The following is a 23067-nucleotide window of genomic DNA, read 5'->3' as shown; positions in this document are numbered from 1 at the left end:
GGGAAATTCCTTCTTTGGGCACTCAGAACGGCAGGATCGGCATCTGGACGCCGAGGCCGTAGATGAAGACGAGAGCGCCGAAGATGGTCAGCACGACGGTGGACATTGCGATCTCGCGCCAACGCGATTCCTGATCGGCTAGGCTGCCGATCACCAGGAGCCAGATGGTCGAGACGACAAAACCGAGGCCCTCTGCGAGGAACGCGAAGCCGGCGATGGCGATGATAAGAATGATAAGCGGCTTTATGTTCGTCTCGCCGATCGGCTCCCTGTCCTTGACAAGTGCTTTTATCAAGACGAATCCACCGATCGCGAGAAGGAGACCGCAGATCACATCAGGCAGAAAGCCTGGTCCCATCATGGCCGGCGTGCCGAAGCGGAGGTCGCGCCCGGCCCACAGGCCAAGCGCTCCCAGTCCGACCATTACCACTCCTGCCAAGATATCGGGATAATTCCGCTTCAGATTGGAGGAGGTCGGCATCACTGTACCCAGGGTGTTTCGTTCCAGATCTTCTGGAAGCGCTCGAGACGGCCCGGCATCTGCTTCTCCCACTCGGGGCCCGGAAGGTAGGCCAGTGGCAGGGCAAGCTGCTTCGCCTGCTTCTGGAATTCCGGATTGTCCAGAACGCGCTTCACAGCTTCGGAGAATTTCTGGGTGATTTCGTCGGGAACATCACGCGGAGCCGCGATGCCACGCTCGGAAGTCATCTCGACATCAAATCCCTCCTCCTTCGCAGTGGGTACGTCAGGAAGCTGCGGAGACCGTTCCGCCCCGAAATGCGCGACCATGCGAAGCCCCGACGTATCGTTGCCGGCGAACTCGCTGATGTTCAGACCACCGGCAGTGATCTGCGATCCGAGGATGGCCGTGCGTGTCTCGCCTGCTCCGCTGAAGGGTATGTGGGTAAAGCTTGTGCCATTTGCGGATCCCAGAAGGATGATTGCGAGGTGATCGTCCGTCCCGACGCCCGAAGTGCCGAAGGAGACCGAGCCGGGATTCGCCTTGGCGGCTTCGACGAAGTCTTTCAGCGTCTTGATGTCGGAATTGGTCGGCACGACGACGGCGCTGGGGTCGTCGACGATCCGGGCGATCGGCTTGATCGACTTCGGGTCGTAGCCTAGCTTCCGCTGGACCTGCATTGACAGGAATCCAGGAGTATTGATGTAGGAAAACGTGTAGCCGTCGGGCTTGGCCTTCGCTAGCGCTGTGTAGGCAATCTCCCCGGAAGCCCCTGGCCGGTTCTCGATGACGATGTCGGCGCCGAGCTCCTTTTCAAGGAGAGGTTCGATCGCGCGGGCCATGACGTCGGTGCTTCCACCGGGCGCGAATGCCACAATCATTTGGATCGGGCGGTCATTCGGCCACTCGGCGTGGGCCATTGTCGTCGTCGCGGCCAGGGCGGCTGCAGCCGCGGCCATCTTCATCTTGAAACGCTTCATATCCAATCCTCCATTGGAGTCGTGCGGGCCCGGTCCCGCTGATCAGCCGGGTTCTCCTCCCATGGCCGCGGAAAGCTTGTGCGCGGCCATCTGGAGAATCTCGAGGTTCTTTCTGATTGCATCTTCGGTGAATCGAGCCGGCGGCCCGGTGAGCGCCAGTGATCCGAATACCTTGTCGCCGTCGCGGAAGATCGGAACGGCCACGCTTGCGACCTGCGGGTCGCGCTCTCCGAACGTCGCGTAGTAGCGCTGGTCGCGGATCCGTTCATAGAGTTCGCCTGTCTTGCCCGTGAATGCCAAAATCACTCGTCCAGGCGCACCGCGTTCAAGAGGCATCGTGTCGCCGACACGTGCCGAGTGACGGATCGATTGATGTGAGTCATGCCGAAAGAGGCAGACCCGCTCCTGCCCTTCCTGCACGTAGACAGCCGCGCTTTCCCCTGTCTGATCGACAAGCTGCGCCAGCAGCGGCTCGATGATGTCGGCGGCGCGGAACGTCGATTGATAGATGTTGCCGAGCTTCATCAGCTTCGGCCCAAGGCGCCAGCTTCCGTCTTCGTTGCGGACTAGGAGGCCATGCTTCGCAAGGGAGCGCGCAATCCTGAGAACGGTGGACTTGTCCAACTCGACACGACGCGAGAGCTCTCCGAGCGACAAGGAGAAGTCTCGGTCGGTAAAAGCTTCCATCAATGAAGCGGCGCGCTCGACTGCGGCAACGCCGGCTGAATTTCCAGGCATGGATCCTCCCAAAAAAGATGTTGCACGTTGTACCTAGTACAACACCTTTTCATTTAGTACAATACGCGATAAACGAGTTTCGTCAACGGGTAGGAACCCGCTTGCTACAGCGTGCCGGCCGGATGGAAGGAGGAGACAGATGAGCGTAGCATCCCTATCGGGAGCGAAGCAGACCGTTTTGGTCATGGTGACGGGAGCCGAACTGGTTGAAGAGGCACGGAATTTACTTGCTTCTCACCAGGTTGAAGTCATCTACGCGCCCGCTTATTCGACTTCGGATGATCTTGCCGAACTTGCTCGCGAGAAGAAGGTTGACGCTATCCTCGTTCGCCAGGGTCAGATCAACAAATCTGTCATCGACGCGTCGTCGCGCTTGAAGGTAGTGGCGAAGCACGGAAGCGGCGTTGACAATATCGATCTTTCCGCGGCTACCGCACGCGGTGTGCCGGTGCTTCGTGCTCTTGCGGCCAACGCACAATCCGTCGCGGAACTCGCGATCAGTCTCACGGTGAGCCTGATGAAGGATGTCGTGCCGTTGGACACGGCGGTCAAAGCCGGCTCCTGGCCGAAAACGAAGTATGTCGGGCGCGATCTGGCAGGCGCTGTGTTCGGTGTCGTCGGCTTCGGAGAAATCGGGCAACGTGCGGCGTCCCTGGCGCGTGGGCTCGGGATGCAAGTCGCGGCCTATGATCCTTTCGCGAGCGATACGGCGGACTTCGTGATGAGTCGTGACTTGGCAGCTGTGCTGAAGGCGGCAGATGTCGTCAGTCTCCACTGCCCCTTGATGCCGCAGACCCATCACCTGATCAACGCTGAACGGCTCGCACTGATGAAGCCGACCGCTTTCCTCGTAAATACCGCTCGCGGCGCAGTAGTCGACGAGGCCGCGCTGGTCGCGGCCCTGCGGGCGCGAACCATTGCAGGGGCGGCGCTCGACAGCTTCGAGATTGAGCCACCGGCGACCGACAACCCGCTCTGGTCACTGCCGAACGTCATAGCCACGCCTCACGTCGGAGGAGCGAGCCGTTCGGCGCTGCGCAACATGGCGGTGCAAAGCGCTCAACACATTATCGGTGTGCTGGAGGGCCGCGGCTATGACAGTCAGGCTCTCGCCAACAAGGAACTCGTTACTGCAGCGTGATGCTGTGGCTCGTCAGAAGGAGGAATGGAATGATTGGATTTCGGGTCTGCCGTCGTGAGCGCAAGGTTGACGCGCAGTGGATTGAAGCCTTTCGCAAACTGCCGGTTGCCAACGTCAGCGACGTGATGAGCCGGATGACCGCAGCCGGCGCAGCTCTGCGACCCTACTACACCGGCGGCACGATGGTGGGACCGGCGATCACCGTGAAGTCGCRGCCAGGAGACAACCTGCTGGTCCACAAGGCACTTGATATAGCCGAGCCAGGYGACATCATTGTGGTCGATGCAGGCGGGGATCTCACCAACGCAATTATCGGTGAACTCATGGTGGCRCATGCTGCTCAGCGAGGACTCGGTGGGATCGTTATCTATGGAGCGATCCGCGACAGCGCGGAGTTGAGCGCCGGCTCCTTCCCCGTCTTTGCGTGCGGCGTGACGCACCGCGGACCGTACAAGGATGGACCGGGAGAAGTGAACGTTCCGATCTCCATCGGCGGCATGGTTATCAATGCTGGTGATCTGATCTGCGGCGACCCGGATGGTCTCCTAAGCGTGCCGATGGACGATGTCGAAACCGTCTTCGCTGCCGCCAGCAAGAAGCACGAAGCCGARACGAAGCAGATGGAGAACATTCGCGCCGGCTCGAATGACCGCGCGTGGGTTGACGCGGCTCTCCAGAAAAAGGGCTGCCATCTTCAGGCTTGAACGACAATGGTGGCCGTTTAAGCGGCCACCATTGGCCTTTTGCTTCACTCGTTGCTGGCTATAAAAGCGGCATCGACTTGGCGCGGATCACAAATCCTCCGATTGATCGGTTGGATGTCGGCTTTTCACTTCGGGGGTATTTGAGCCGGCATTCCGCTGTCGGCCCATATCAGCCATCGGCGGGAGACAAACTGACGGGCCCTCGCAGCCGGCCTAGCATGCAAAATCGTTTCTGCAGATGCTCCAGTAACGGGCGGATAGGACCGGCAGTCGTCCTCGCAAGGTCGATGTCTTCCGAATAGCGCAGCGGCTTGGGGAAGTGCAGCTTATTGAGCGCAGTGCCGCCGCGAAAGCGCAGTTCGTCACGCAGGAACGGATCGGAGAAGATGGCGACAATCGCGCGGCTGATTATGAGATCCTGCTCGACTTGCCATTGACTTGCCCATGGCACTACACCATTCTAGGCGGTGATGTAGTCCTGCGGTATCATTCGTCGATCTCCGGCGACCGGCGAACGATCACGTGCCAGTGTTCATCGCGTTCGGATGGCGGCGGCGACAGATCTGGATCTCCGGCCTGTCTGGGATCGAGTTTGACCCATGGCAATGGCCCGCGAGTAGATAGCGCTGCAAACATCGTTTCCGCTATCCGCGAGTGCCCCAGCCTCCYAAGCATATATCCGAGGCGTTGTGCGACCGCTTTCTCAAAAGCACGCGACAGGGAGGCAAGCTTTTTGGGTTGCAATCGCTCGGCAAGTTCGGAAAGCACCGTAGCAATATTGTCCAGACCAGCCCCGGAATGCGGATAGCGTACCAGGTCGAACGCCGTCAGTTCCGGCGAGGATAACTTCATATATCCCGAAGGCGTCTTGCGGTCTTCGATTCCTGCCGATACCGCTCCCATATCCTTGCGGTATGAAAACACGATCCGCGTTCGCCCGGCCTCAATATCGGGCAGGAGTTTGTTCGTGAGCCCGGTGAGGTGGATCCGAGAGGCCGGCTGATCTATTCACACGAGGGCGGTCGCCTGATGATCACGAAACCGATCGATGGTAAGCCGGCGACTGCGGCCAACGGTGGGACGATCGGTATAGCTGTTGCAAGCCCTGACCATGTTCTAGCGTGGCATGCTGCTGGTACCGCGCATGGTGGCACGGCGATTGAGAGCCCGCCTACGCAGCGTCCGAATGGTGCATTCGTCGCATATCTTCGCGACCCTGACGGAAACAAGCTGACGGCACGGTCTCACCCGATGAAATGAAATAGGCGTGTGGAGAGGGGCCGTTGGTTCGATTCCCATCAAGGCGAAGGATCGAAACTCACCTCGGAGACTGCAACGGGTGGTGAGAAGCCGCCTATGGCCAGCACACGGACGGCCGAAATGTGGACGAAGCTGTCATTCRAGCGAGGTGTTTCCGTGCTGGATGGCAGGCCAATCTGGCATGTTATTTGCGAAAGATCTGGAGCGCATCTGCCACGAGGTCGGCGTTCCCACCCGCTATCTCACCATTCGTAAGTTGGCACCCATCCTCAAATCCTACTCGCGTAGACCAGCGCCGTTGATGCGCGCGGTTGACGAAGTGCCAAACGGTCGTGTCGAACCCGTGTAGAAGGATTGGTCGTAAGATATTCGCGCGCTCAAGAACTTGCGCGATCCCATCCGCAATGGTGTCAGCCTTTCCGTGGTCCTGTTCTTCGATCTCGATGAGGATGCGGAAAGCGCGATGGCAATCCGGAAGCGCAACAAATCGCTCGGCATCTGCGACCGTGGCCAATCCCGCTTCGACGCCCACACCCAGGCGGTGCAGCAATGCGATAACCGCTGGAGCATCCTGCTCGGAGAGATTGACGGAGGCGTAGTCGGGCAGCCGCTGCCAAGCGGAGATGCAGTCTCGCGTCTGCTTCTCGTCGCGTTCTATCCACGCGCCCGTTGAAACCCCGACAAGACTTCCCGGACAAGCGCGCCGCACGGCGTATATCGTCTCATCGACCGCCAGGAGGCTCTCACGTCCGTCCGGGCCGCGTGGGTGTATGTGAAGTTCAGCAGCCCCCGCGGAGACGCATGCCGCACCTTCGAGGGCAATGGCATCCGCAGTGAGCGGCAGCCGCGGGTGATAGTCGCCAGAACGTGCACCGTTAAGGCAGGCTTGGACGATCATGTTGGTCTCCAGTGTTTTGTGGAGGCCGCGCCGACATGATGGCGTCGGCCTCGCATGTGCAATAGGACGCCTTGAGAGCCATGTTCGTGCAAGGATACACTATGCCCAAAGGCAATTTAGCATGTCACTCGACATCCGCTCTGCGAAGGCCGTAAGCAAGCCGTAGGTCAGGCGACTTTGATCTAGTCCCTGTTCGCTTTTCGCTATCTTCCTATATGCTTGACTATCTTCTCACTCAAAAAATCAGCATCACGACGGCCGCGAGAGCCATGACACTGGTTGCCGCCCATCCGAATAGCAAAACAGGAAGCGACACCGTAAAGCGGCCCATCTGATCGCGACGGCTGGCCACGATCATCATCCCCGCCATGATCGGTACCGCCACAAAGCCATTGATCACCGCGCTCCAGAACAACGCCTTGATGGGATCGATAGGCGAAAAACCGATGCCGAGCCCGAGAAGGACGGCGACGGTGATGACCGCATAGAACCCGATCGCCTCCCACGGCTTGTTCTCGAGACCGCACTTCCATCCCTGTGATTCACCGAATGCATAGGCGGCGGAACCGGCCAGCACCGGCAATGAAAGCAGCCCGGTGYCGATAATGCCGAGGCTGAACAGCATGAAAGCGAAATTTCCGGCAATCGGCCGCAGCGCCTCCGCCACATCGGCCGCGCTGCCGATTTCGGTCTTTCCTGCCTCATGCAGGGTTGCCGCCGTGCTCATCATGATGGCGATCGCGACCAGGTTGGAAATCGCCATGCCTGCAAAAGTGTCTAGGCGTATTCGCTTCAACTCCTTTTGGGCCTGGTCAGGCGCCTCGGTCAGCGCTTTGGCTTTTGGGTGCTGATCGATTTCCTCGACTTCCTGCGAGCTTTGCCAGAAGAATAGATAGGGGCTGATGGTTGTTCCTAGAATCGCGACGATGACGGTGAAGCTTTCGCCGGTGAGCGGAAAGGACGGCAGCACAAATCCTTGCGCTGCAGCCAGCCAATCGACCTCTGCCACGAAGAGGACGGCCACATAGGACAGCAGGACCAGCGTGAGCCATTTCAGATACCGCGCATACCGTTCGTAGGAGATGAACAGCTGAAGTCCCAAAGACACAAGCGCAAAGAAGATCGTAAACGGAAAGGCTGGCCCTCCCAACACCAGTTGAGCGGCCGCACCCATTGCAGCGAGATTGGCGCCGATATTGATCGTATTGGCCATGAACAGAAGGACAACAAGCAGAAGCACTATCGATTTGGGAAGGACATCGCCCAGGTTTTTGGCGAGGCCGCATCCGGTGACGCGACCAATTTTACCACTCACGAGCTGAACTGCCGTCATCAACGGATAGGTCAACAGCATCGTCCAGAGCATGTTGAACCCAAATTGGGCGCCAGCCTGGGAATAGGTAGCTATACCGCTGGGATCGTCGTCGGCTGCTCCCGTGACGAGACCCGGACCGAGTTGCTTGAAAACCGCAGCTCGGCGCCAACGTCGAAGGGGCTTCTTGGAGATTTCTTCGCCTGGGATGATGCGATCTACGACGGAGTTCAAGGTTGATCCTCTGTGGAATGGATGATCAACGTGCCGTCTTTCTGCTGGTTCCTTACCACAGCCGCCTGTACTGAGGTTGAGATCGCTTGTTCTGCACGGGTCAGTCAGCTCCTTGCCGAAACGCGTCGTTGATTGATCCAGGAAAGACCGCGGGCGCGCCAGCCGACGTTTCCACAGGTTATCTTCCGCACCATCAGCGGGGAGTAAGTCTTTGCTTTCGGACTTCTGCCTCAGACTCCCAGCCTTCAGTCCTTGGCCGAACCCGGCTCCGCCATCTTGCGATGCTGCTTGGCTAGCATGCTGGCCGGCGTGACATTGGCAGCAGCCGACATCAGCTTGTTCTTCCAGCCCGCAACAACATCGCCTTCGCCGTCCATCATGGCCTCGTACCCGATCTTCGCCACGAAGGCGGGATCATCCTTTTTCACCTGGCCGAGCTTGGTATCCATCAGATCGGCGCGCTCGAAGAATTCGGTGTCCGTCGCGCCGGGCATTAGACAGGTGACCGTCACACCGGTATCCTTCAATTCCTCGCGCAGAGCCAGGGAGAAGGAGTTGATGAAGGCTTTCGTACCGTTGTAGACCGCCTGGAACGTACCGGGCGTGAAGCCGGCGATGGAGCCGGTGAAAAGGATACGGCCCCGGCCTTGCGCCCGCATGTGGTTACCGATGCCGTGAACGAGGGCCAGCGCGCCGCTGATATTGGTATCGACGACCCGTTGCACGGCATGGATGTCTTCGTCGAGAAAGCCGCTGCCGAGGCCCCGGCCCGCATTGGCCATCAGAAGGTCGACCGGACGATTCAGCGCGGAAATGGCCGTTCCGAAACGACGCACGCCATCCTGAGTCGAAAGATCCACCTGCATGGCCTCGACCTCCACGCCGAGCTCCCTGAGCTTCATTGCCGCTTCCTGGATCCGCGGCTCGTCGGCCGCGATCGCAAGGTCGTAGCCATCCTGCGCTGCGCATTTGGCCAATTCGTAACCGATACCGGTTGATGCCCCGGTGACAACCGCGAGGCCCCTGCTTGATTCAACGGGGTTCATGGTCTTCTCCTCTACGGTTTCATAACGACCTTAATGCAGCCGTCCTGTTTGTCGCGGAAGGTCTTGTAGAGCTCGGGGCCTTCTTCCAGCGTCGCGCGGTGCGTGATGACGAAGGACGGATCAATCTCGCCTCTCTCGATACGCCCCAATAGGATAGGCAGATAATGCTGCACCGGTGTCTGGGCCATCCGGAACGTCAGACCGCGGTTGATGGCCGAACCCATCGGAATCTTGTCGAGAAAGCCACCATAGACGCCGACGATGGAGACGGTGCCAAAATTGCGGCAGCAATGGATCGCTTGGCGCAGAACATGTGGTCGGTCGGTGCCCATGAAAGTGGCGACTTTGATCCGGTCCCAGCGCGAATCCCAACTCGCCGAAGCATTTGCTTCCGTGCCGACCGCATCGATACAGGCGTCTGCGCCGCGGCCATGGGTCAGCTCCATGATTCGATCGTAGATATCCTCCTCCAAGAAATCCAAGGTCAATGCGCCTGCCGAGGCCGCGAGCGCCAGCCGTTCCGGTACTGTGTCGATCGCAAGCACTCGCTCGGCCCCGAGCAGGAAGGCGGAGCGGATTGCCATCTGGCCAACGGGGCCGCAGCCCCAGACGGCGATCGTATCTCCTGACTGGATATCGCAGAACTCGGCGGCCATGTAGCCGGTCGGAAAGATGTCGGAGAGAAAGAGTACCTGTTCGTCCGAAAGCCCCTCCGGAACCTTGATGGGCCCGACATCCGCATAGGGAACGCGCAGATACTCTGCCTGGCCGCCACTGTAGCCGCCAAGCAGATGCGAATAGCCGAACAGGCCGGCGGGCGAATTGCCCCAAAGCTTGGTGACCTTACTGCGATCTGGATTGGAACGCTCGCAGCCCGAATAGAACCCGCGTCGGCAGAAGAAGCACTCGCCGCAGGAAATGGTGAAGGGCACCACCACTCGGTCGCCTACTTTCAACTTCGCATTGTCCGTGCCGACTTCGACGACCTCTCCCATGGTCTCGTGCCCCATGATGTCGCCGCTATGCATTTCGGGCATCACGCCGTCGTAGAGGTGCAGGTCGGAACCGCAGATGGCACAGGCCGTCACCTTGATAATGGCATCCCTGCCATGCTGGATCTCCGGATCCGGGACGCTCTCGCAACRGATGTCATGCTTGCCGTGCCAGGTGAGTGCTTTCATCGGAAGGTCCTTTTAATCGAGCGCCCCGAAGCCTAGATGGGCTGTCTGGTTCCGCAGGCCCGGCCTCAACTGTCGCTTCGACGCGAGGACCTACCGGATGCGCCGCTGGGGCGATGGCCACCCACAAACAAGGCTTTCCCAGCATAGTTCCAGACAGCTCCTCAAAAACCAGGTCGGATGTTCATGCTGAAATCCGGGTACCGGTGATTTCTAAATGTTATTAAGAACTCGCTGATGTAATATCGGGCATGACCAAGCGCCAAAAAAGACAACCTCCAAGCCGCTGCTCAATGAAACCGATCTGCCGCTCCAAAGCCGGCCGATCCGAAAGCGCGACCCCAAGCAGCCGCAACTACCTTTCGATCCTATGCCCGAGCGAGTGGAGCCTTGCCTCGCGCTCCTGAAGCCGAATGCGCCGCACGGGCCTGAATGGCTCTATGAGGTCAAGTGGGACGGTTATCGGTTGGGACTGTATATCGAGCCGAGCCGCGTTCGCATTCTCACCCGCAACGGTCACGACTGGACGCATCGGTTTCCAGCAATCGCCGAGGCGGCGAAGGATCTCGGGCCAGGGACGATGATCATTGATGGAGAGGCGGTCGTTCTCGACGAGCATGGCCTGCCGAACTTCGGCATGCTGCAGAACTCGCTCGGTGGTCGAGGCGGCAAGCTTCCCTCGCGAAACTCGCTTCTCTACGCCTTCGATCTCGTCTACTTCGACGGCCATGATCTGAGGGCATGGAGTACGAGCGCCGGGGATCGATGCTGGAAAGCCTCCTCGTGGGCGCTGACGGCTCTATCCGGCTTTCCGAGACCTTCGACAACGATCCGGATGAAATGCTGCGCCGCGCCTGCCAATCGGGCCTGGAAGGCATCATCGCCAAGCACCGGGATCGGCCGTATCGATCCGGACGCACCGGCGACTGGCTGAAGATCAAATGCGTCCTCAGCGACAGCTTCACGGTCGTGGGCTACGAGCCATCGACGAAGGTGCCGGGTGCGATCGCAAGCCTTCTCCTCACCGCGTACAAGGGCGTGGATCACGTCTATGTCGGCGRGGTAGGRACMGGCTTCAGCCAGGACGAGGCGAGGCGGCTCAAGAAGCAGCTCGACAAGCTCAAGACGAGACTGCCGCCAGTGATGATCCGCGGCAAGAACCTGGCGCTTATCGCTCCGGCACTGATTGCCGAGATCGAATATCGCGGTTGGACCCATGACGGGAAGCTTAGGCATCCGTCRTTCAAGGGATTGCGGGATGAGGCGGATRCAGGAGATGTCTATCGGCTGCCGGATTAGGCCCCACCGCAGTCATCTGGGCTGGATGAGGGCGTGAGAACCCTTTAGATAAGAACCCTTAACTCACGGGTGGATTTTAATCCGCGAAAACGGGGCGCGCATGGGGACCAAGTCTTCTGCAGCCGATGCCGGCGCGTATGAAGCGCTGGATCGCTTGCTTTATCGAGAATGGGACCCGATAGGAATTTATCCTCTCGATGGTCCAGACGACGAGTATCGTGCCTACCTACCAGAGTTTTGGCAGCTGGTGGCGGGCGGAGCCGACGAACTGGCAATAGCGGAATATCTCGGCAGCGTTGAGCGGGAGCGCCTTTGTGTTGAGACGAGCTTTGAGCATCGCCTCGACATCTCAAGGAAAGCACGCGCCCTCCTTGCCGCTTGGCGAATGCCCGTCCGTTGATTGACGTCACTCCGGATCTCGCCTGAGCCAATCGCCGAACTCTGCCCAGTGCTTCCGCACGCGTGCTCGGCGCCCGCGTGAAGTCACAAATTTTTCGATGGCGACACCGACTTGTGAAGATCGGCTATAGATTTGATTCGCTTCACGATTTTTAGAACACCTAATTCTCAGGACTAGATTCCTCCATTCGAGGTGCCTTGGCGCTCGCTTCGGAAAGGAACGGAACATGAACATTAAACGTAAAGTCTTCAGGTGGCATGATGCCGTCTAGTTTTTACCGCGAACCCGAAAGGTTCTGCGAACGATGTCGGCTGGGCTTCTATGCTCCCGCGCAGATCGTCGGCGACGCCCGCGACCACGGCGTCGAAATCCGGCCGGTCTGCATCAACCGCTCCCGCTGGGACTGCACTCTTCGCAACTCTTTGACCTGAGGAAGACCTGTCCAACTGGCGGATCGCGACGCCGGGTTCAAGTTTCAACCGGGCAGGGGAGACGAATCCTCCCATGGATATTCGGGAAGTCCGGATTCGAGAGACCGTACGAAGCCTCCTCAGCCGAGAGACATCTTCGTCAGGGATTGCACATTGATGCGCTGAAGGTAAAGGGCGGAATTTTTCATTGAGTGATGACGGGCCTTTCGGCCGGAACCCGTCACACGCGGTACGCTAAGTTGATCGGACTAGACGCAAGAAGGAAGCTTAGTCGGCTGAAAAGCGTGAGAGGTGTGGTCGCGCGGAAACACATAAGTAACCCTACGTTGCGTATTTATCACTGCGCGACGATTCTTCGGGGCGTCGATGCAATCTGTTATTGCATCATGCGACAAATTGCTTCGGAATGATCGCGCACGAGGGTGATTTGGCAGTGACACGCCTGCAGCTTGGATCTCCTCGGTTGAGGGGACATGCATGTTGAAGCTTGGGCCGGTCTGGCTTGCATTCGTTTCAATGGTCGCAAGCGGGATATGTTCCTGAGTTGAGTAAATCATTGAACATCGGCGCATTTATCACGCCGCTCGTACCACGGGCAGGTGGGGACTGAGACACGCGACACGCTTCCGGGGGGGCAAGCATGAACGTTAAAAATCGTCAGGCAAGGTCTGAGCAAGCGTCGCGGGTATACCGGCATACCGGGCTAGACACAGAGTGCAGCAACAGGCCGCCTCGCCTGCTCAGAGCTCGCGCCACACAGTTGCTCTGCGGTATTTCGGCTGCTGGCGCACTCGGGCTTTTCCTTTCTTCACCGGCCGCTGCACAGACCTGGACAGGAGCCACGAGCAACGATTGGACCGATGGAAGCAACTGGACCGGCAATGCCGCGCCGACCACCGGTGCTGTCGTCATCAACACGCCGTCCAATCCCGTTGTGTTGGGCGTCTCCGGCGCTGCGACCGGCACGACCGGCGACTTCTCGCTTGGCACGGCGGGTGGATCAGGCAACCTGACCATCCAGAACGGCAGCACGCTGACGAGCAACCCGACCGGGTATGTCTTCGTCGGAAGGCATGTGGGATCCGGCGGCGGCGTAAACGTGACCGGCTCCGGTTCGGCTTGGAACATCAATGGCATAGGCAACTCCCTCATTCTCGGCCAGATTCCAGTCGGGACCGGTACTGCGCCAACCGGCACGCTGAACATCAGTAATGGCGGCGCGGTCAATACGGCCGGTGACATCGTCGTCGGCGAGACGAGGGCCACCGGCGTTCTGTCGGTGTCGAGCGGCGGCACGCTGACCACCGGACGCGATGCCTATATCGGTCGTTTTGTCGGCTCGAACGGAACTGCGACCATTACTGGAGCGGGCTCGTCCTGGGATATTGCCGACCGGTTATATGTCGGCAATGGCGGCCCAGGCACGCTGAATATCAGCGACAATGCACGCGTCACGGTCGGGACGACCACGTACGTGGCGGACTCGGGGAGCGCCGGTACACTCAACATCACGAGTGACGGCACGCTGGAAACGCAGGCGTTGCAGCGCGCCGTCGGCGGCGGTACGCCCAAGGTCAATTTCAACGGCGGTACGCTGCGTGCAACGGCCGACAATGCGAACTTCGTCACCGGCTTCACCGGCACCCAACTCAACATTGYGGCGGGCGGGCTGACCATCGACACGGCCGGCTTCAACGTGGCGGCGTCCTCTCCGTTCAGCGGCACCGGGGGCCTCACCAAGGCCGGCAGCGGTACGCTCACCTTGAACGGCGCCAATCCGTACACAGGGGCGACCATCGTTGATGCCGGTCGGTTGGTTCTGAGCAACGCAAACGGCTTTACTTCCACCACTACCGTCAATTCCGGCGCCACGCTGACGTTCACCGGCACCGGGAGCGCGGCAGCCACTGCCTCTATTATGCTCAACGACGGCGCGACGCTGGAGAATATTAATCCGTCGGGCTACGCACATTTGCTCGGGGCTGTAACCAGCACCGGCAACACCTCGATCAATGCCAATGCCTCCGCCGGCCCGAACCGAAGGTTTTACTTGGACGGTGGCCTCCGGGGTAGCGGGACGGTTACCATCAACGCCGCCTCTGCGGGCAATGCCGTTGTCCTGCGCAACAACAACAGTACCTTCAGCGGGACGTTGATCGTCAACGGCATCGCTAACGCCACCGCCGGAGCAGGCAGCGGTCTGGCCCTTGGGGGGCTGGCCACGAGCAATGCACTGATCAATACGGATGTCGTGCTCAACGGAACTATCGAGCTGGCCGATCAAGGCATAGGCTCCGGATTTGGCACCGGCACCTTCAATATAGGGGCGTTGTCCGGAAGCGGCATCATAGTCGCCAATCGCAATCCGGTTGGCGGCAACTTCGGTTCGACCCTGGTGCTGGGAAACACCAACGGCAGCGGTATTTTCAGCGGCAGCATTATTCGCGGCAGCGGCGTCACAAACGTGGTCGGTGTCACCAAGGTAGGCACCGGCACGCAGATCTTCAGCGGCGCGAGCACCTATGAAGGCGTCACGAACGTCAATGCCGGCGTCCTCAACATCAGGAACAACACCGCACTGGGCAGCACTGTGCGCGGGACGAACGTGGCGTCGGGCGCAGCCTTGCAGATCGAGGGTGGCATCGCTGTCGGCGCGGAGGCATTGACCCTCAACGGCACCGGGATCGCCAATGACGGCGCGCTGCGCAACATATCCGGCGCCAATTCCTATGGCGGCCCGATTACCCTGGGCAGCGCCGTGCGCATCAACTCCGACGAAGGCATGTTGACGCTGGACACCATCACGGGCGCGACGCAAAACCTCACGCTCGGCGGCGCCGGAAACACCGCCATCACCGGCGTCCTGGGCATCACCAGCGGCACGCTAACCAAGGACGGGAGCGGCACCGCGATCTTTTTGGGGGCGAACACCTATACCGGCGCAACGATAGTCAACGGCGGCACCTTGCAGGCGGGCGCGGCTGCAGGCGGAACGGCCTTCGGCGCACTTTCGGCGGTAACCCTTGCCAACGTTGAGAGCACCACCCTGAACCTTAATAGCTTCGATCAGGCCATCGGTTCGCTCGATGGCGGCGGTGCGACCGGCGGCAACGTGATGCTTGGATCGGCCACCCTGACCACGGGCGGCAATGGCGGAAACACCACTTTCGGCGGCGCCATCGAGGGCATCGGCGCGCTGGTCAAGGTTGGCGCCGGCACGCAGGTGCTTACAGGCGCCAGCACCTATACCGGCGGCACGACGATCAGCGCCGGCACACTGCGCCTCGGCAATGGTGGCACGACCGGATCGATCGTCGGCGACGTCACCAACAGCGGCGCGCTCGAGTTCTTCCGCTCCAACACCATGACGTTTGCCGGRGCAATCTCGGGCAGCGGCACGATCCGGCAGATCGGATCGGGGCTGACCGACCTGACCGCCGACAGTTCGGCCTTCACCGGCACGACGCTCGTCGAGGCCGGCACGCTCGCGGTCAATGGAAGCCTCTGCGGGCCAATGAATGTGCTCGCCGGCGGCAGGCTGCAGGGCACGGGCACGGTGTGCGATACGACCAATGCCGGCGTTGTCGCCCCCGGTAATTCGATCGGTACACTGACTATCGACGGAGATTATGTCGGCAGCGGCGGCACGCTGGAGATCGAAACCGTGCTCGGGAACGACGCCTCGCCGACCGACCTGCTGCATGTCACCGGCAATACCTCGGGGACGACGAGTGTCGACGTTATCAACCTCGGCGGCGCCGGCGCGCTGACCACCGAGGGCATCCGCATCGTCCAGGTGGACGGCACCTCCGACGGCGATTTTGCTCTGCTGGGCGACTATGTGTTTCAGGGCGATCAGGCTGTGGTCGGCGGAGCCTATGGCTATCGCCTATACAAAAACGGCGTTAGCACGCCGGACGATGGCGACTGGTACCTGCGCTCGGCGCTCACCGATCCGGTCGACCCCACCATTCCCCCCGCTCCTACCGCGCCGCAACTGCCTCAGCAGCCGCTTTATGCGCCGACCACGCCGCTTTACGAGGCATATGCGGRCGTGTTGCAGAGCTTTAATGAGGTTGGGACCCTGAGACAGCGAGTCGGCAGCAACCCAATCGTGGCGCTCGGAGCACCCGAGGATGGAAGCGAAGGAGCACGAGCGATCAGGACGCGGATCGAGGTCGCGCACAGCCATCTGGAACCGGGCACCTCGACAACCGGCGTGGGTTACGATGTCAATACATGGAAGCTCCACGCAGGTCTCGAAGCGCTGCTGGCGGAAAATGCGAACGGGACGCTGATCGGTGGCGTCAGCCTCCACTATGGAACGGCATCCGCGAACATCGGCTCCATTTTCGGCACGGGAGACATCGACACGACGGGCTACGGCTTTGGCGGCACGTTGACCTGGTATGGCAATAGCGGCTTCTATGTCGATGCTCAGGCGCAACTGACATGGTTCGACAGCGATCTTCATTCATCGACCCTGAGTCGATCGCTGGTCGAAGACAATGATGGCTTCGGTTATGGCCTCAGCATCGAAACCGGGCAGAAGATTGCGCTCACCAGCGCGTGGTCGCTCACCCCGCAGGCGCAGCTTACCTATTCCTCCGTGCGCTTCGACGATTTCGCCGATCCTTACGGTGGTGCCGTCTCTCTGGGCGATGGGGATGCGCTCATTGGTCGTCTAGGAATTTCTGCCGACTATGAGAACGTATGGCCGGATGGAAACGGACTGACGAGCCGCTCCAGTTTCTATGGGATCGCCAATCTCTATTACGATTTCCTCGAGGGATCGGACGTTGACGTCACGGGAACGAGGTTTGTCAACGAGAGCCAGGCCCTCTGGGGTGGATTGGGCCTCGGCGGCACCTATAGCTGGTCGGGCGGCCGCTATTCAGTCAATGGTGAAGCATTCGTGCGCACCAGCCTTGAGGATTTCGGCGACAGTAACTCGGTCGGCGCGAAGGTCAGTTTCCGTGTAACCTGGTAGTTTCCTGAACCAGTACGACCAGTCGAACCAGCGCTCGAAATAGATTTCAATGATGAACGGTGCCCAGAGCGACCCGATGCCGATCAGCGAGGCTGAGGCCGCGCGAGACTGGCGGAGCGGGCCAGAACGTCGCCGATGGTCTTCAAATTAGGCCATATAGGGCCCGACATATCCTGGCGAGGTTATGCCGGGCCCCACCGCTAAGGAATGGGAAACTCATCGCGGCGCGTCAGTTTTGCACGAAGCGTTCTCCGAGGAACGCCTAGAACTTGTGGATAGAAATTGAGGAGCCAAGCAGGCGGCAGGTTTGGACTCCTCCCGGTCCTACAGTTGCGGAGGAGGTCCTATGACATCGGCGTACCGCGACGGTTAGCAACACCCAAGCTGATGGCGAGTTCCCTATGGCAAACAAAGCAACAGAGGTGACTGGCGGGAAGAACAGTAGGAGCCCGGCTCAAGCTGGCGGACGTCGCCGAGCTCCCGGCCGCAGCGAGTGAGAACTCAATGTGGTTGGGCAAATTGTTGCAGTCTTTTGTCATTTAGTAATTCCTAAAGATAATGGGTGATAAGAAAGGCTGCGCGAGGCTGGGCGGAACATGCGGACTCCCACCGCAACGGGGATGGTTGCTGTAGCGGTCGAAATGTAGGGCCGCCATACGGGGCCGGTAAACCGATCGAAAGACTTCGCGGCTGCTCTCCCGCCAGACTTCACTGCTGCGACCGGTGCTTCGGAACGCCAGTGCTGGCAGCCTCTTCCCAAGTGCGGGGGATGAGCTCAAACCGCGATCCTCTGGACGGTTCCCATCAACATCGGGGAACAATCGGCGCTTCTCGAGGTTTCCGGGGCGGTTCTCATGGGAGTGCTGAGTTCACCTTCTTCCCCGTAGCTCGGATCACCGACCGCATCATTCTCGTGAGGCCGGGCTCTCGCTCCTCATCGCCCGGCTAAGGGAGGAAAARGGGGAGCATGGCCGTGTTTCCCGCCCAACCTCCCCAACGTAGACTTGCGTTCGCCGGGCATTCCGGTTGACTGCATCAACACCGGAGAAATGTGGCTGATACGGCCCTGGCATGCCTGCTTTGTTCTGTCTTCCGCAAGCACGTCAACGGAAACAGCTGGTTTCACATTGTCAAGAAATTGCTCGGGAATTTCCACTCTTACGATCTTTTGGCCCTCCGGCAGAATAGTGCACATCTCTGTCGCGCCGCTCGCTCGTTCATCTCGTGGCACAGCAACTCTTTGACCTGAGCGAAGACCTGTCCAAGCTGGCGGATCGAGACGCCGAGTTCAAGCTGCAGCCGGGCAGGGGGGACGAATTCTTCCATGGGTCTCCTGGAAGTCCGGATCCGAGCGGCCGTACGAAGCCTCCTCAGCCGAGGGACATTTTCGTCAGGGATCTGCACATCGACACGCTGAAGGTAAAGGCGCGGAATTTTCACTGACGGATGACGATTGGGTCCGCGCCTTCACCACTTACCACTTCATTCGGAAGCCGACGGTGCCGGTGAACACGTGACTGTCGCCGAAGTCCTTCAGGCCGGTGCGAGCCATGACTTCGCCGTAGAGCGAATATTTGCCCTCGGCCCAATCGACCGTGCCGCCCATGCCGAGGCCGCCCCACAGGCCGTCATTCTCGCTGCGGATCGGGGTGCCGGCGACATCCACGGTCGAACCGTCCTTGAAGTCGTAATAGAGATTGGCGATCCCGTAGATATGCGCCCGGCTGATGTTGCCGGCGGCGTCCCGCCATTCCGTCTGCCGGTCGATTGCAAGCCCGAGCCTGCCGATCAGACTGTCGCCGCTTCCAAGCGCCACACCGGCGCCGAACGGATCGGCGAAATCGTCGAAATCGACCGACRACCAGGCAAGCTGYGCCTGCGGCGTGAWCGCCCATTCCGGATCGATCGGGATACGCTTGCCGACCTCGATGCCGAGAGCATAGCCGAAACCATTATTGCCCTCGGTGAGGCCGATGCCGGCGGTTTCGGAAAACAGATCGCTGTCATACCAGGTCGCCTGCGCCTGGCTGTCCACATACCAGCCGTCATTGCCGTACCAGGTCAGCATGCCCGAAAGTCCRTAGCCCTTCGTGTCGATCGAACCCGAACCGTATATCGAGCTGACATCGGCCGAGACCGTGCCGTAATGCACCGCCACGCCGCCGATGAAATTGCCGGCGGCGCCCTCGTAAAGCGATGTGTCGAAACCCGCCTTGAGSCGCCAGATCGTGGTGTCATACTGCGCACCGGTCGTGCTTTCCGGATTGAATTCGGCGCGCGCGCCCTCGATCTCGCCCCACATCCCGATGCCCGGTGAGACGGTCATCTCGTTTGAAATACCGTCGGCGCCCTGTGCCACCACCGTCCAATGGCGGTTGCCGAGCCGCTGCTGCAGCGTGCCGAGTTGATTGAAGGTCTGCAGCGCGCCGGCATAGGCCTCGTAAATCGGCACGCCGGCTTGATAAAGTGGTGTGGGCTCACTGGGGCCAGGACCCGGTCCAGGACCCGGAGCAGGTTCGTCGGGAGAGATCAGGGCGGAGCGGAGATACCAATCACCGTCTGCCGGATCACTGACGCCGTTCTTGTAAAGGCGATAGGCATAGGCACCGGCGACGGTGGCCTGGTCGCCCTGGTAAACATAGTCGCCCTGCAATGCGAAGGCCCCGTTAGAAGCTCCGCCGACATCGACGATCTTGATGCCTTCCACGGTTTGAGCGCCCGCGCCGCCGAGATTGACGACCTGCACATTGGTGGAACCCGACGTGCCGCCGGAAATCACAAGAAGGTCGGTAGGCGACGCGTCGTCACCAAGCACTGTCTCGACTTCAAGCGTGCCGCCACTCCCCACATAGTCGCCGTCGATCGTCAGCGTGCCGATCGAGTTGCCCGGGGCGATCGTGCCGGCGCTTGCCAGTGATCCGACAACGGTGCCGATGCCTTGCAGCCGTCCTCCCGCCAGCACGTCAAGGTTGCCGGTGAGGAGGGCCGAGGCATGCGTGGCATCGCCTACGGCGAGTGTGCCGCCGGAGATCGTCGCGCCACCTGGGATCGTGGATACACCGTTGAGATTGAGTTTGCCGCCATTCACGGCGAGCGTGTCGGCGGTCAGCGTGCCGTCGATCAGCGCCGTGCCTGAGGTCATAATGGCCGAGTCCATACCGCTGATCGCGTAGGCTGCACCATAGGTGAAGCTGCCAGCGCCCAGGTCGAAGGTGAGGCTGTCCGCGCTATCGCCGGCGATGTCGCCGGCGATGCTGCCGCCGTTGATGATTATAGTGTCATTGCCGCCGCCGAGGATCACGTCGCCAGTCAGGGTGCCTGCCGTGGTGATGGCGACGTTGCCGCCGATCTCGTCCACGCCGTCGCGGTTAAGATCTCCGTCGCGGATGGCGACACCCGAAGCCCCGCCATCGATGGTAGCGCCTGTGCCGATGGTGATCGTGCCTCCCGCTGCGGCAACCGTGTGGATGCCGGCGCCGAAGCCGGAGCCTGCCGTGACGGTGCCGCCCGATATGTTGACATTGTAGGTGCCGGTGGCGCTGCCGACATTGGCGAAGATGCCTTCGCCCCTGTCTCCGGTGGCGGTGACGCTGCCGCCCGACATCTGCACGATGGCCTGTCCCGTACCCTGATTGAAACTATAAAGCCCGGCGGAGAGGGGCCCGTTGAGAGTGATAGCGCCGCCGGTCATCATCACCGTCGTATCCGCCGTGGAGGCGGTGTTGGCGATCTGGGCCCGTACTCCGTTGCTGACGCCGTTCGCGGTGGTTACCGTGCCGTCGGTCATGATGGCGGTGGCCGGGCCGGTGCCTGTGAGGCCGGCCTGGGCAAAAACGCCGACGCCTAGCGAGGATCGCGTGGCGATGCTGCCGCCGTTGAAACTGGCATGTGCGGCACCGCCGCCGCCAGACAACGCGTGGATCCCAAAGGATGACGCTCCGGTCCCGGCCGCGATGCTGCCCCCGCTCATGGAGATCGTGGCATTCCCCGATCCGTTGGCTGCAGCCCTTGCGCCATAGCTCGTGGAGGTGGCGATGCTGCCACCAGTGATCGCGATCTGCGCCGCGCCGACGCCAGCCGTGGTGGCGCTGAGACCGAAAGTACTGGCGGTGAGGTTGCCGTCCTCCATCGTGATCTGGGCCACGCCCGCACCACCGTTGGTGGCGGTTGCACCCCTCGCGCCGATGACGGTGGCGCTGCCGCTGATGGAGACGCTGGCGCGGCCCGTCCCGGCGGCATTGCTAACCACGGCGCTGAGTGCCGGATTGGTGCCGCTTTGGACCTCCACGGTGCCGCCCGTCACGGTGATGTCGGCATTGTGCGTGTCCGATTGGCTCAGGACAGCCGCACCCGAAGCTGCCGTGACAGTACCGCCGCTTATCTCCACGCGTGCCTGCCCTACAGTACTCCGCGCTAGAATGCCACTCGAGCTGGCACCCGTGGACAGTACGGAGCCATCCTCCATGATGACTGACGCATTGCCGGCCGTGGTTGCCGTACCGCTTGTCGCCACGAGGCCATTGCCACCGCTAGTCACACTCCCGCCGGACATGCCGGTGGTCGCGTTGCCTGAGAACGTGACGCTCGAAGCGCCGTCGCCAGTGGTCGTCACGGTGCCGCCCGTGATGTCTACACTCGCCGATCCGGTGCCTCCGAAAAAAGTATCGGCTAAGAGGCCTCTGGTGCCCGTAACCGAGCCTCCCGTCATAAGGATCGACGCGCTGCCGCTGGTCGTTTTCGCCCTGAGGACCACGTTGCCGGCGTTGTTGGCGGACACGGCCCCGCCGTTTAAGTTGATCCGCGCCGCTCCTGAAGTGGATGTGGCATAGACCCCACCCCACGTGCCGCCTATGTTGCCGGTGATCGAACCGGAATCGATGTTGATCACCGAGGATCCGCTCGATGAGTTCGTGACTGACAGAGCAATTGTACCCAAGCGGGTTATCGATGTTAAGCGCGTTGCATTCAGTATAAAGGCACCGGTCGCCGCTCCGCTAATTCCCACGCCCGAGGGGGCGGTGGACGGGACAACGATGCCTGGGCCATCGAGATTGAGAGTGAAGCCCGTGACTGGAACCACCGTATAGGAGATGCCTCCAGCATAGATGCCGTCACCGCAGGTAACGGTGCCGCCACCCGCTGATCCGCATTCGTCGGCTGCGTCTGCCTGGTAGTGCGTTCCGCATAGAAGTGCTGCAGTCAGCGCGATTGTAGAAGTCGCACCTCGATAACAGTTTGCACGTTTTGACATCAGCCCTCGCCAGGATCGTCTGCAGGGCTTCTTTACCACATAGTTGGTTTGCCTGGTCGCCCCCTTGCCTGGCGCGATCACACTGCATGCGAATCGAAAAACTATGCAATTACAAAATTTTGTATATGCACGCCTCTGATATGCGACGTTTCCGTTTTGTAACATGGGCTAAGGCACGTTGACCCCGATTGGATGTCTGGAAAGATGGTTACTAGCCTCTTCACCAAAGACAGCGAGATTTCGCACTCCTGAGCCAAAATGGGGTAAAGGCACCGCATCTAAAATGTAGCCTGGAGTGGCGGTGAGCTCATGACGAGCCTTCAAAAAGACTGGCTTGTGCGCGCGATATTGGCTGTGCACAGCTATCGGCAGATGTATGTTCTTGCCTGCGAAATCGCAGGCGAAACGAAAAGCGAAACTGTCAGGGAAGCGGCGGAACAGGTCATCGCTCGCCTCAACTCGATCATCGATCTACCAGTGGCCGGTGGAGGGGAGTTGGCCATTGCGCTGAGCGAATTCCTCAAGCTGATCGCAGAGTTGCATACCGAGGCGGACCGCAGTGTTCAGTTCGCGGAACCCTGTGGCACAGCCTGTGCTAGCGGTACTGCAAACGTAGTGCCCTCCTGATCTAGCAGGCGTCAATTGCTCGCATCCCCAGCTTCCTCACCAAGCAACACATCGGGATTTTGGAGATCTGAAGTGCACCCCGATTTTGGGCCAGCGGGAGCTGGAATTTTCCGGGGTT

16 protein-coding genes and 3 pseudogenes are annotated in these 23067 nt (G+C 60.4%); 8 read left to right on the top strand and 11 right to left on the bottom strand.

Translation table 11 applies throughout. The features are described from left to right. Positions 1-22: 22 nt before the first annotated feature. From LCM4573_RS14320 to LCM4573_RS14310, 3 genes are read right to left on the bottom strand one after another with little or no spacing between them, the layout of a single operon-like run. Positions 23-481 (bottom strand): tripartite tricarboxylate transporter TctB family protein, encoded by a 459-nt coding sequence (locus LCM4573_RS14320; RefSeq protein ID WP_071007043.1) that lies wholly within the window; start codon positions 479-481, stop codon positions 23-25. Beyond that, a complete protein-coding gene (locus tag LCM4573_RS14315) occupies positions 481-1440 on the bottom strand; it encodes a tripartite tricarboxylate transporter substrate binding protein (RefSeq protein ID WP_083347444.1) in 960 nt (319 codons plus the stop codon). The genes LCM4573_RS14320 and LCM4573_RS14315 overlap by 1 nt, the downstream gene beginning before the upstream one ends. A gap of 42 nt (positions 1441-1482) precedes the next feature. Continuing rightward, positions 1483-2178 carry an IclR family transcriptional regulator gene (locus LCM4573_RS14310; RefSeq protein ID WP_071007041.1) on the bottom strand — a complete coding sequence of 232 codons (696 nt, stop codon included), beginning with the start codon at positions 2176-2178 and terminating at the stop codon, positions 1483-1485. Between the two features lie 139 nt (positions 2179-2317). On the opposite strand from LCM4573_RS14310, the gene LCM4573_RS14305 reads away from it, so the two are divergent. Further along, on the top strand, positions 2318-3319 hold the full coding sequence (locus LCM4573_RS14305) for a hydroxyacid dehydrogenase (RefSeq protein WP_071007039.1): 1002 nt from the start codon (positions 2318-2320) through the stop codon (positions 3317-3319). Positions 3320-3348: 29 nt separating this feature from the next. Next, entirely contained in the window at positions 3349-4023 is a 675-nt protein-coding gene (locus LCM4573_RS14300; protein WP_071007037.1) for an RraA family protein, read from the top strand. Between the two features lie 169 nt (positions 4024-4192). On the opposite strand, the gene LCM4573_RS14295 is transcribed toward LCM4573_RS14300, so the two are convergent. Together LCM4573_RS14295 and LCM4573_RS14290 are read right to left on the bottom strand one after the other, a co-directional pair. Next, positions 4193-4474, bottom strand: coding sequence for a nucleotidyl transferase AbiEii/AbiGii toxin family protein (locus LCM4573_RS14295; protein ID WP_071007035.1), 282 nt, complete (start codon positions 4472-4474; stop codon positions 4193-4195). 35 nt (positions 4475-4509) lie between these two features. Then, positions 4510-4971 carry a type IV toxin-antitoxin system AbiEi family antitoxin gene (locus LCM4573_RS14290; protein WP_274534856.1) on the bottom strand — a complete coding sequence of 154 codons (462 nt, stop codon included), beginning with the start codon at positions 4969-4971 and terminating at the stop codon, positions 4510-4512. A gap of 21 nt (positions 4972-4992) precedes the next feature. Here LCM4573_RS14290 and LCM4573_RS27265 point away from each other — a divergent pair. Next, a pseudogene (locus LCM4573_RS27265) lies at positions 4993-5283 on the top strand (VOC family protein); the annotation flags it as partial. A 184-nt stretch (positions 5284-5467) separates the two neighbouring features. On the opposite strand, the gene LCM4573_RS14285 reads toward LCM4573_RS27265, so the two are convergent. The 4 genes from LCM4573_RS14285 to LCM4573_RS14270 all read right to left on the bottom strand — a co-directional run bounded on the left by LCM4573_RS14285 (position 5468) and on the right by LCM4573_RS14270 (position 9954). Next, on the bottom strand, positions 5468-6181 hold the full coding sequence (locus LCM4573_RS14285; protein ID WP_071007034.1) for a 3-keto-5-aminohexanoate cleavage protein: 714 nt from the start codon (positions 6179-6181) through the stop codon (positions 5468-5470). A 235-nt stretch (positions 6182-6416) separates the two neighbouring features. Then, positions 6417-7727 carry an Nramp family divalent metal transporter gene (locus tag LCM4573_RS14280; protein ID WP_338012588.1) on the bottom strand — a complete coding sequence of 437 codons (1311 nt, stop codon included), beginning with the start codon at positions 7725-7727 and terminating at the stop codon, positions 6417-6419. Positions 7728-7972: 245 nt separating this feature from the next. After that, positions 7973-8773 carry an SDR family oxidoreductase gene (locus LCM4573_RS14275; RefSeq protein ID WP_071007032.1) on the bottom strand — a complete coding sequence of 267 codons (801 nt, stop codon included), beginning with the start codon at positions 8771-8773 and terminating at the stop codon, positions 7973-7975. Between the two features lie 11 nt (positions 8774-8784). Beyond that, entirely contained in the window at positions 8785-9954 is a 1170-nt protein-coding gene (locus LCM4573_RS14270; RefSeq protein ID WP_071007031.1) for a zinc-dependent alcohol dehydrogenase, read from the bottom strand. A 367-nt stretch (positions 9955-10321) separates the two neighbouring features. Here LCM4573_RS14270 and ligD point away from each other — a divergent pair. The 3 genes and pseudogenes from ligD (at position 10322) to LCM4573_RS14255 (ending at position 17071) form a co-directional block, all read left to right on the top strand. Next, positions 10322-11250: pseudogene (ligD, locus tag LCM4573_RS14265) on the top strand (non-homologous end-joining DNA ligase). A 100-nt stretch (positions 11251-11350) separates the two neighbouring features. Beyond that, positions 11351-11650: a hypothetical protein gene (locus LCM4573_RS14260; RefSeq protein WP_071007029.1), complete on the top strand. Its 300-nt coding sequence runs from the start codon at positions 11351-11353 to the stop codon at positions 11648-11650. 1071 nt (positions 11651-12721) lie between these two features. Continuing rightward, complete coding sequence (locus tag LCM4573_RS14255) at positions 12722-17071, top strand: autotransporter outer membrane beta-barrel domain-containing protein (protein ID WP_083347442.1); 4350 nt, start codon at positions 12722-12724, stop codon at positions 17069-17071. A gap of 934 nt (positions 17072-18005) precedes the next feature. Here LCM4573_RS14255 and LCM4573_RS27715 read toward each other — a convergent pair. Continuing rightward, positions 18006-18266: an HlyD family efflux transporter periplasmic adaptor subunit gene (locus tag LCM4573_RS27715; protein WP_244505314.1), complete on the bottom strand. Its 261-nt coding sequence runs from the start codon at positions 18264-18266 to the stop codon at positions 18006-18008. A gap of 17 nt (positions 18267-18283) precedes the next feature. Between LCM4573_RS27715 and LCM4573_RS28565 the strand changes: the two are divergent. Beyond that, a pseudogene (locus tag LCM4573_RS28565) lies at positions 18284-18514 on the top strand (hypothetical protein); the annotation flags it as partial. A gap of 31 nt (positions 18515-18545) precedes the next feature. Here LCM4573_RS28565 and LCM4573_RS14250 read toward each other — a convergent pair. After that, positions 18546-21959 (bottom strand): autotransporter outer membrane beta-barrel domain-containing protein, encoded by a 3414-nt coding sequence (locus LCM4573_RS14250; RefSeq protein ID WP_131818964.1) that lies wholly within the window; start codon positions 21957-21959, stop codon positions 18546-18548. Positions 21960-22631: 672 nt separating this feature from the next. Between LCM4573_RS14250 and LCM4573_RS14235 the strand changes: the two genes are divergently transcribed. Beyond that, a complete protein-coding gene (locus LCM4573_RS14235) occupies positions 22632-22949 on the top strand; it encodes a hypothetical protein (protein ID WP_071007021.1) in 318 nt (105 codons plus the stop codon). The last annotated feature ends 118 nt before the right edge of the window (positions 22950-23067 follow it).

Origin of the sequence: Rhizobium sp. LCM 4573, assembly GCF_001854865.1 — a bacterium.
Taxonomy (GTDB): Bacteria; Pseudomonadota; Alphaproteobacteria; order Rhizobiales; family Rhizobiaceae; genus Neorhizobium.
The sequence above is the reverse complement of the archived record's forward strand: the minus strand, read 5'-3'. Positions and strand labels throughout refer to the sequence as shown.

Bases quoted from the DNA above. Each gene is read 5' to 3' on its own strand.
- LCM4573_RS14320 (WP_071007043.1), bottom strand. From the start codon at position 481: ATGCCGACCTCCTCCAATCTGAAGCGGAATTATCCCGATATCTTGGCA.
- LCM4573_RS14315 (WP_083347444.1), bottom strand. From the start codon at position 1,440: ATGAAGCGTTTCAAGATGAAGATGGCCGCGGCTGCAGCCGCCCTGGCC.
- LCM4573_RS14310 (WP_071007041.1), bottom strand. From the start codon at position 2,178: ATGCCTGGAAATTCAGCCGGCGTTGCCGCAGTCGAGCGCGCCGCTTCA.
- LCM4573_RS14305 (WP_071007039.1), top strand. From the start codon at position 2,318: ATGAGCGTAGCATCCCTATCGGGAGCGAAGCAGACCGTTTTGGTCATG.
- LCM4573_RS14285 (WP_071007034.1), bottom strand. From the start codon at position 6,181: ATGATCGTCCAAGCCTGCCTTAACGGTGCACGTTCTGGCGACTATCAC.
- LCM4573_RS14275 (WP_071007032.1), bottom strand. From the start codon at position 8,773: ATGAACCCCGTTGAATCAAGCAGGGGCCTCGCGGTTGTCACCGGGGCA.
- LCM4573_RS14260 (WP_071007029.1), top strand. From the start codon at position 11,351: ATGGGGACCAAGTCTTCTGCAGCCGATGCCGGCGCGTATGAAGCGCTG.
- LCM4573_RS14235 (WP_071007021.1), top strand. From the start codon at position 22,632: ATGACGAGCCTTCAAAAAGACTGGCTTGTGCGCGCGATATTGGCTGTG.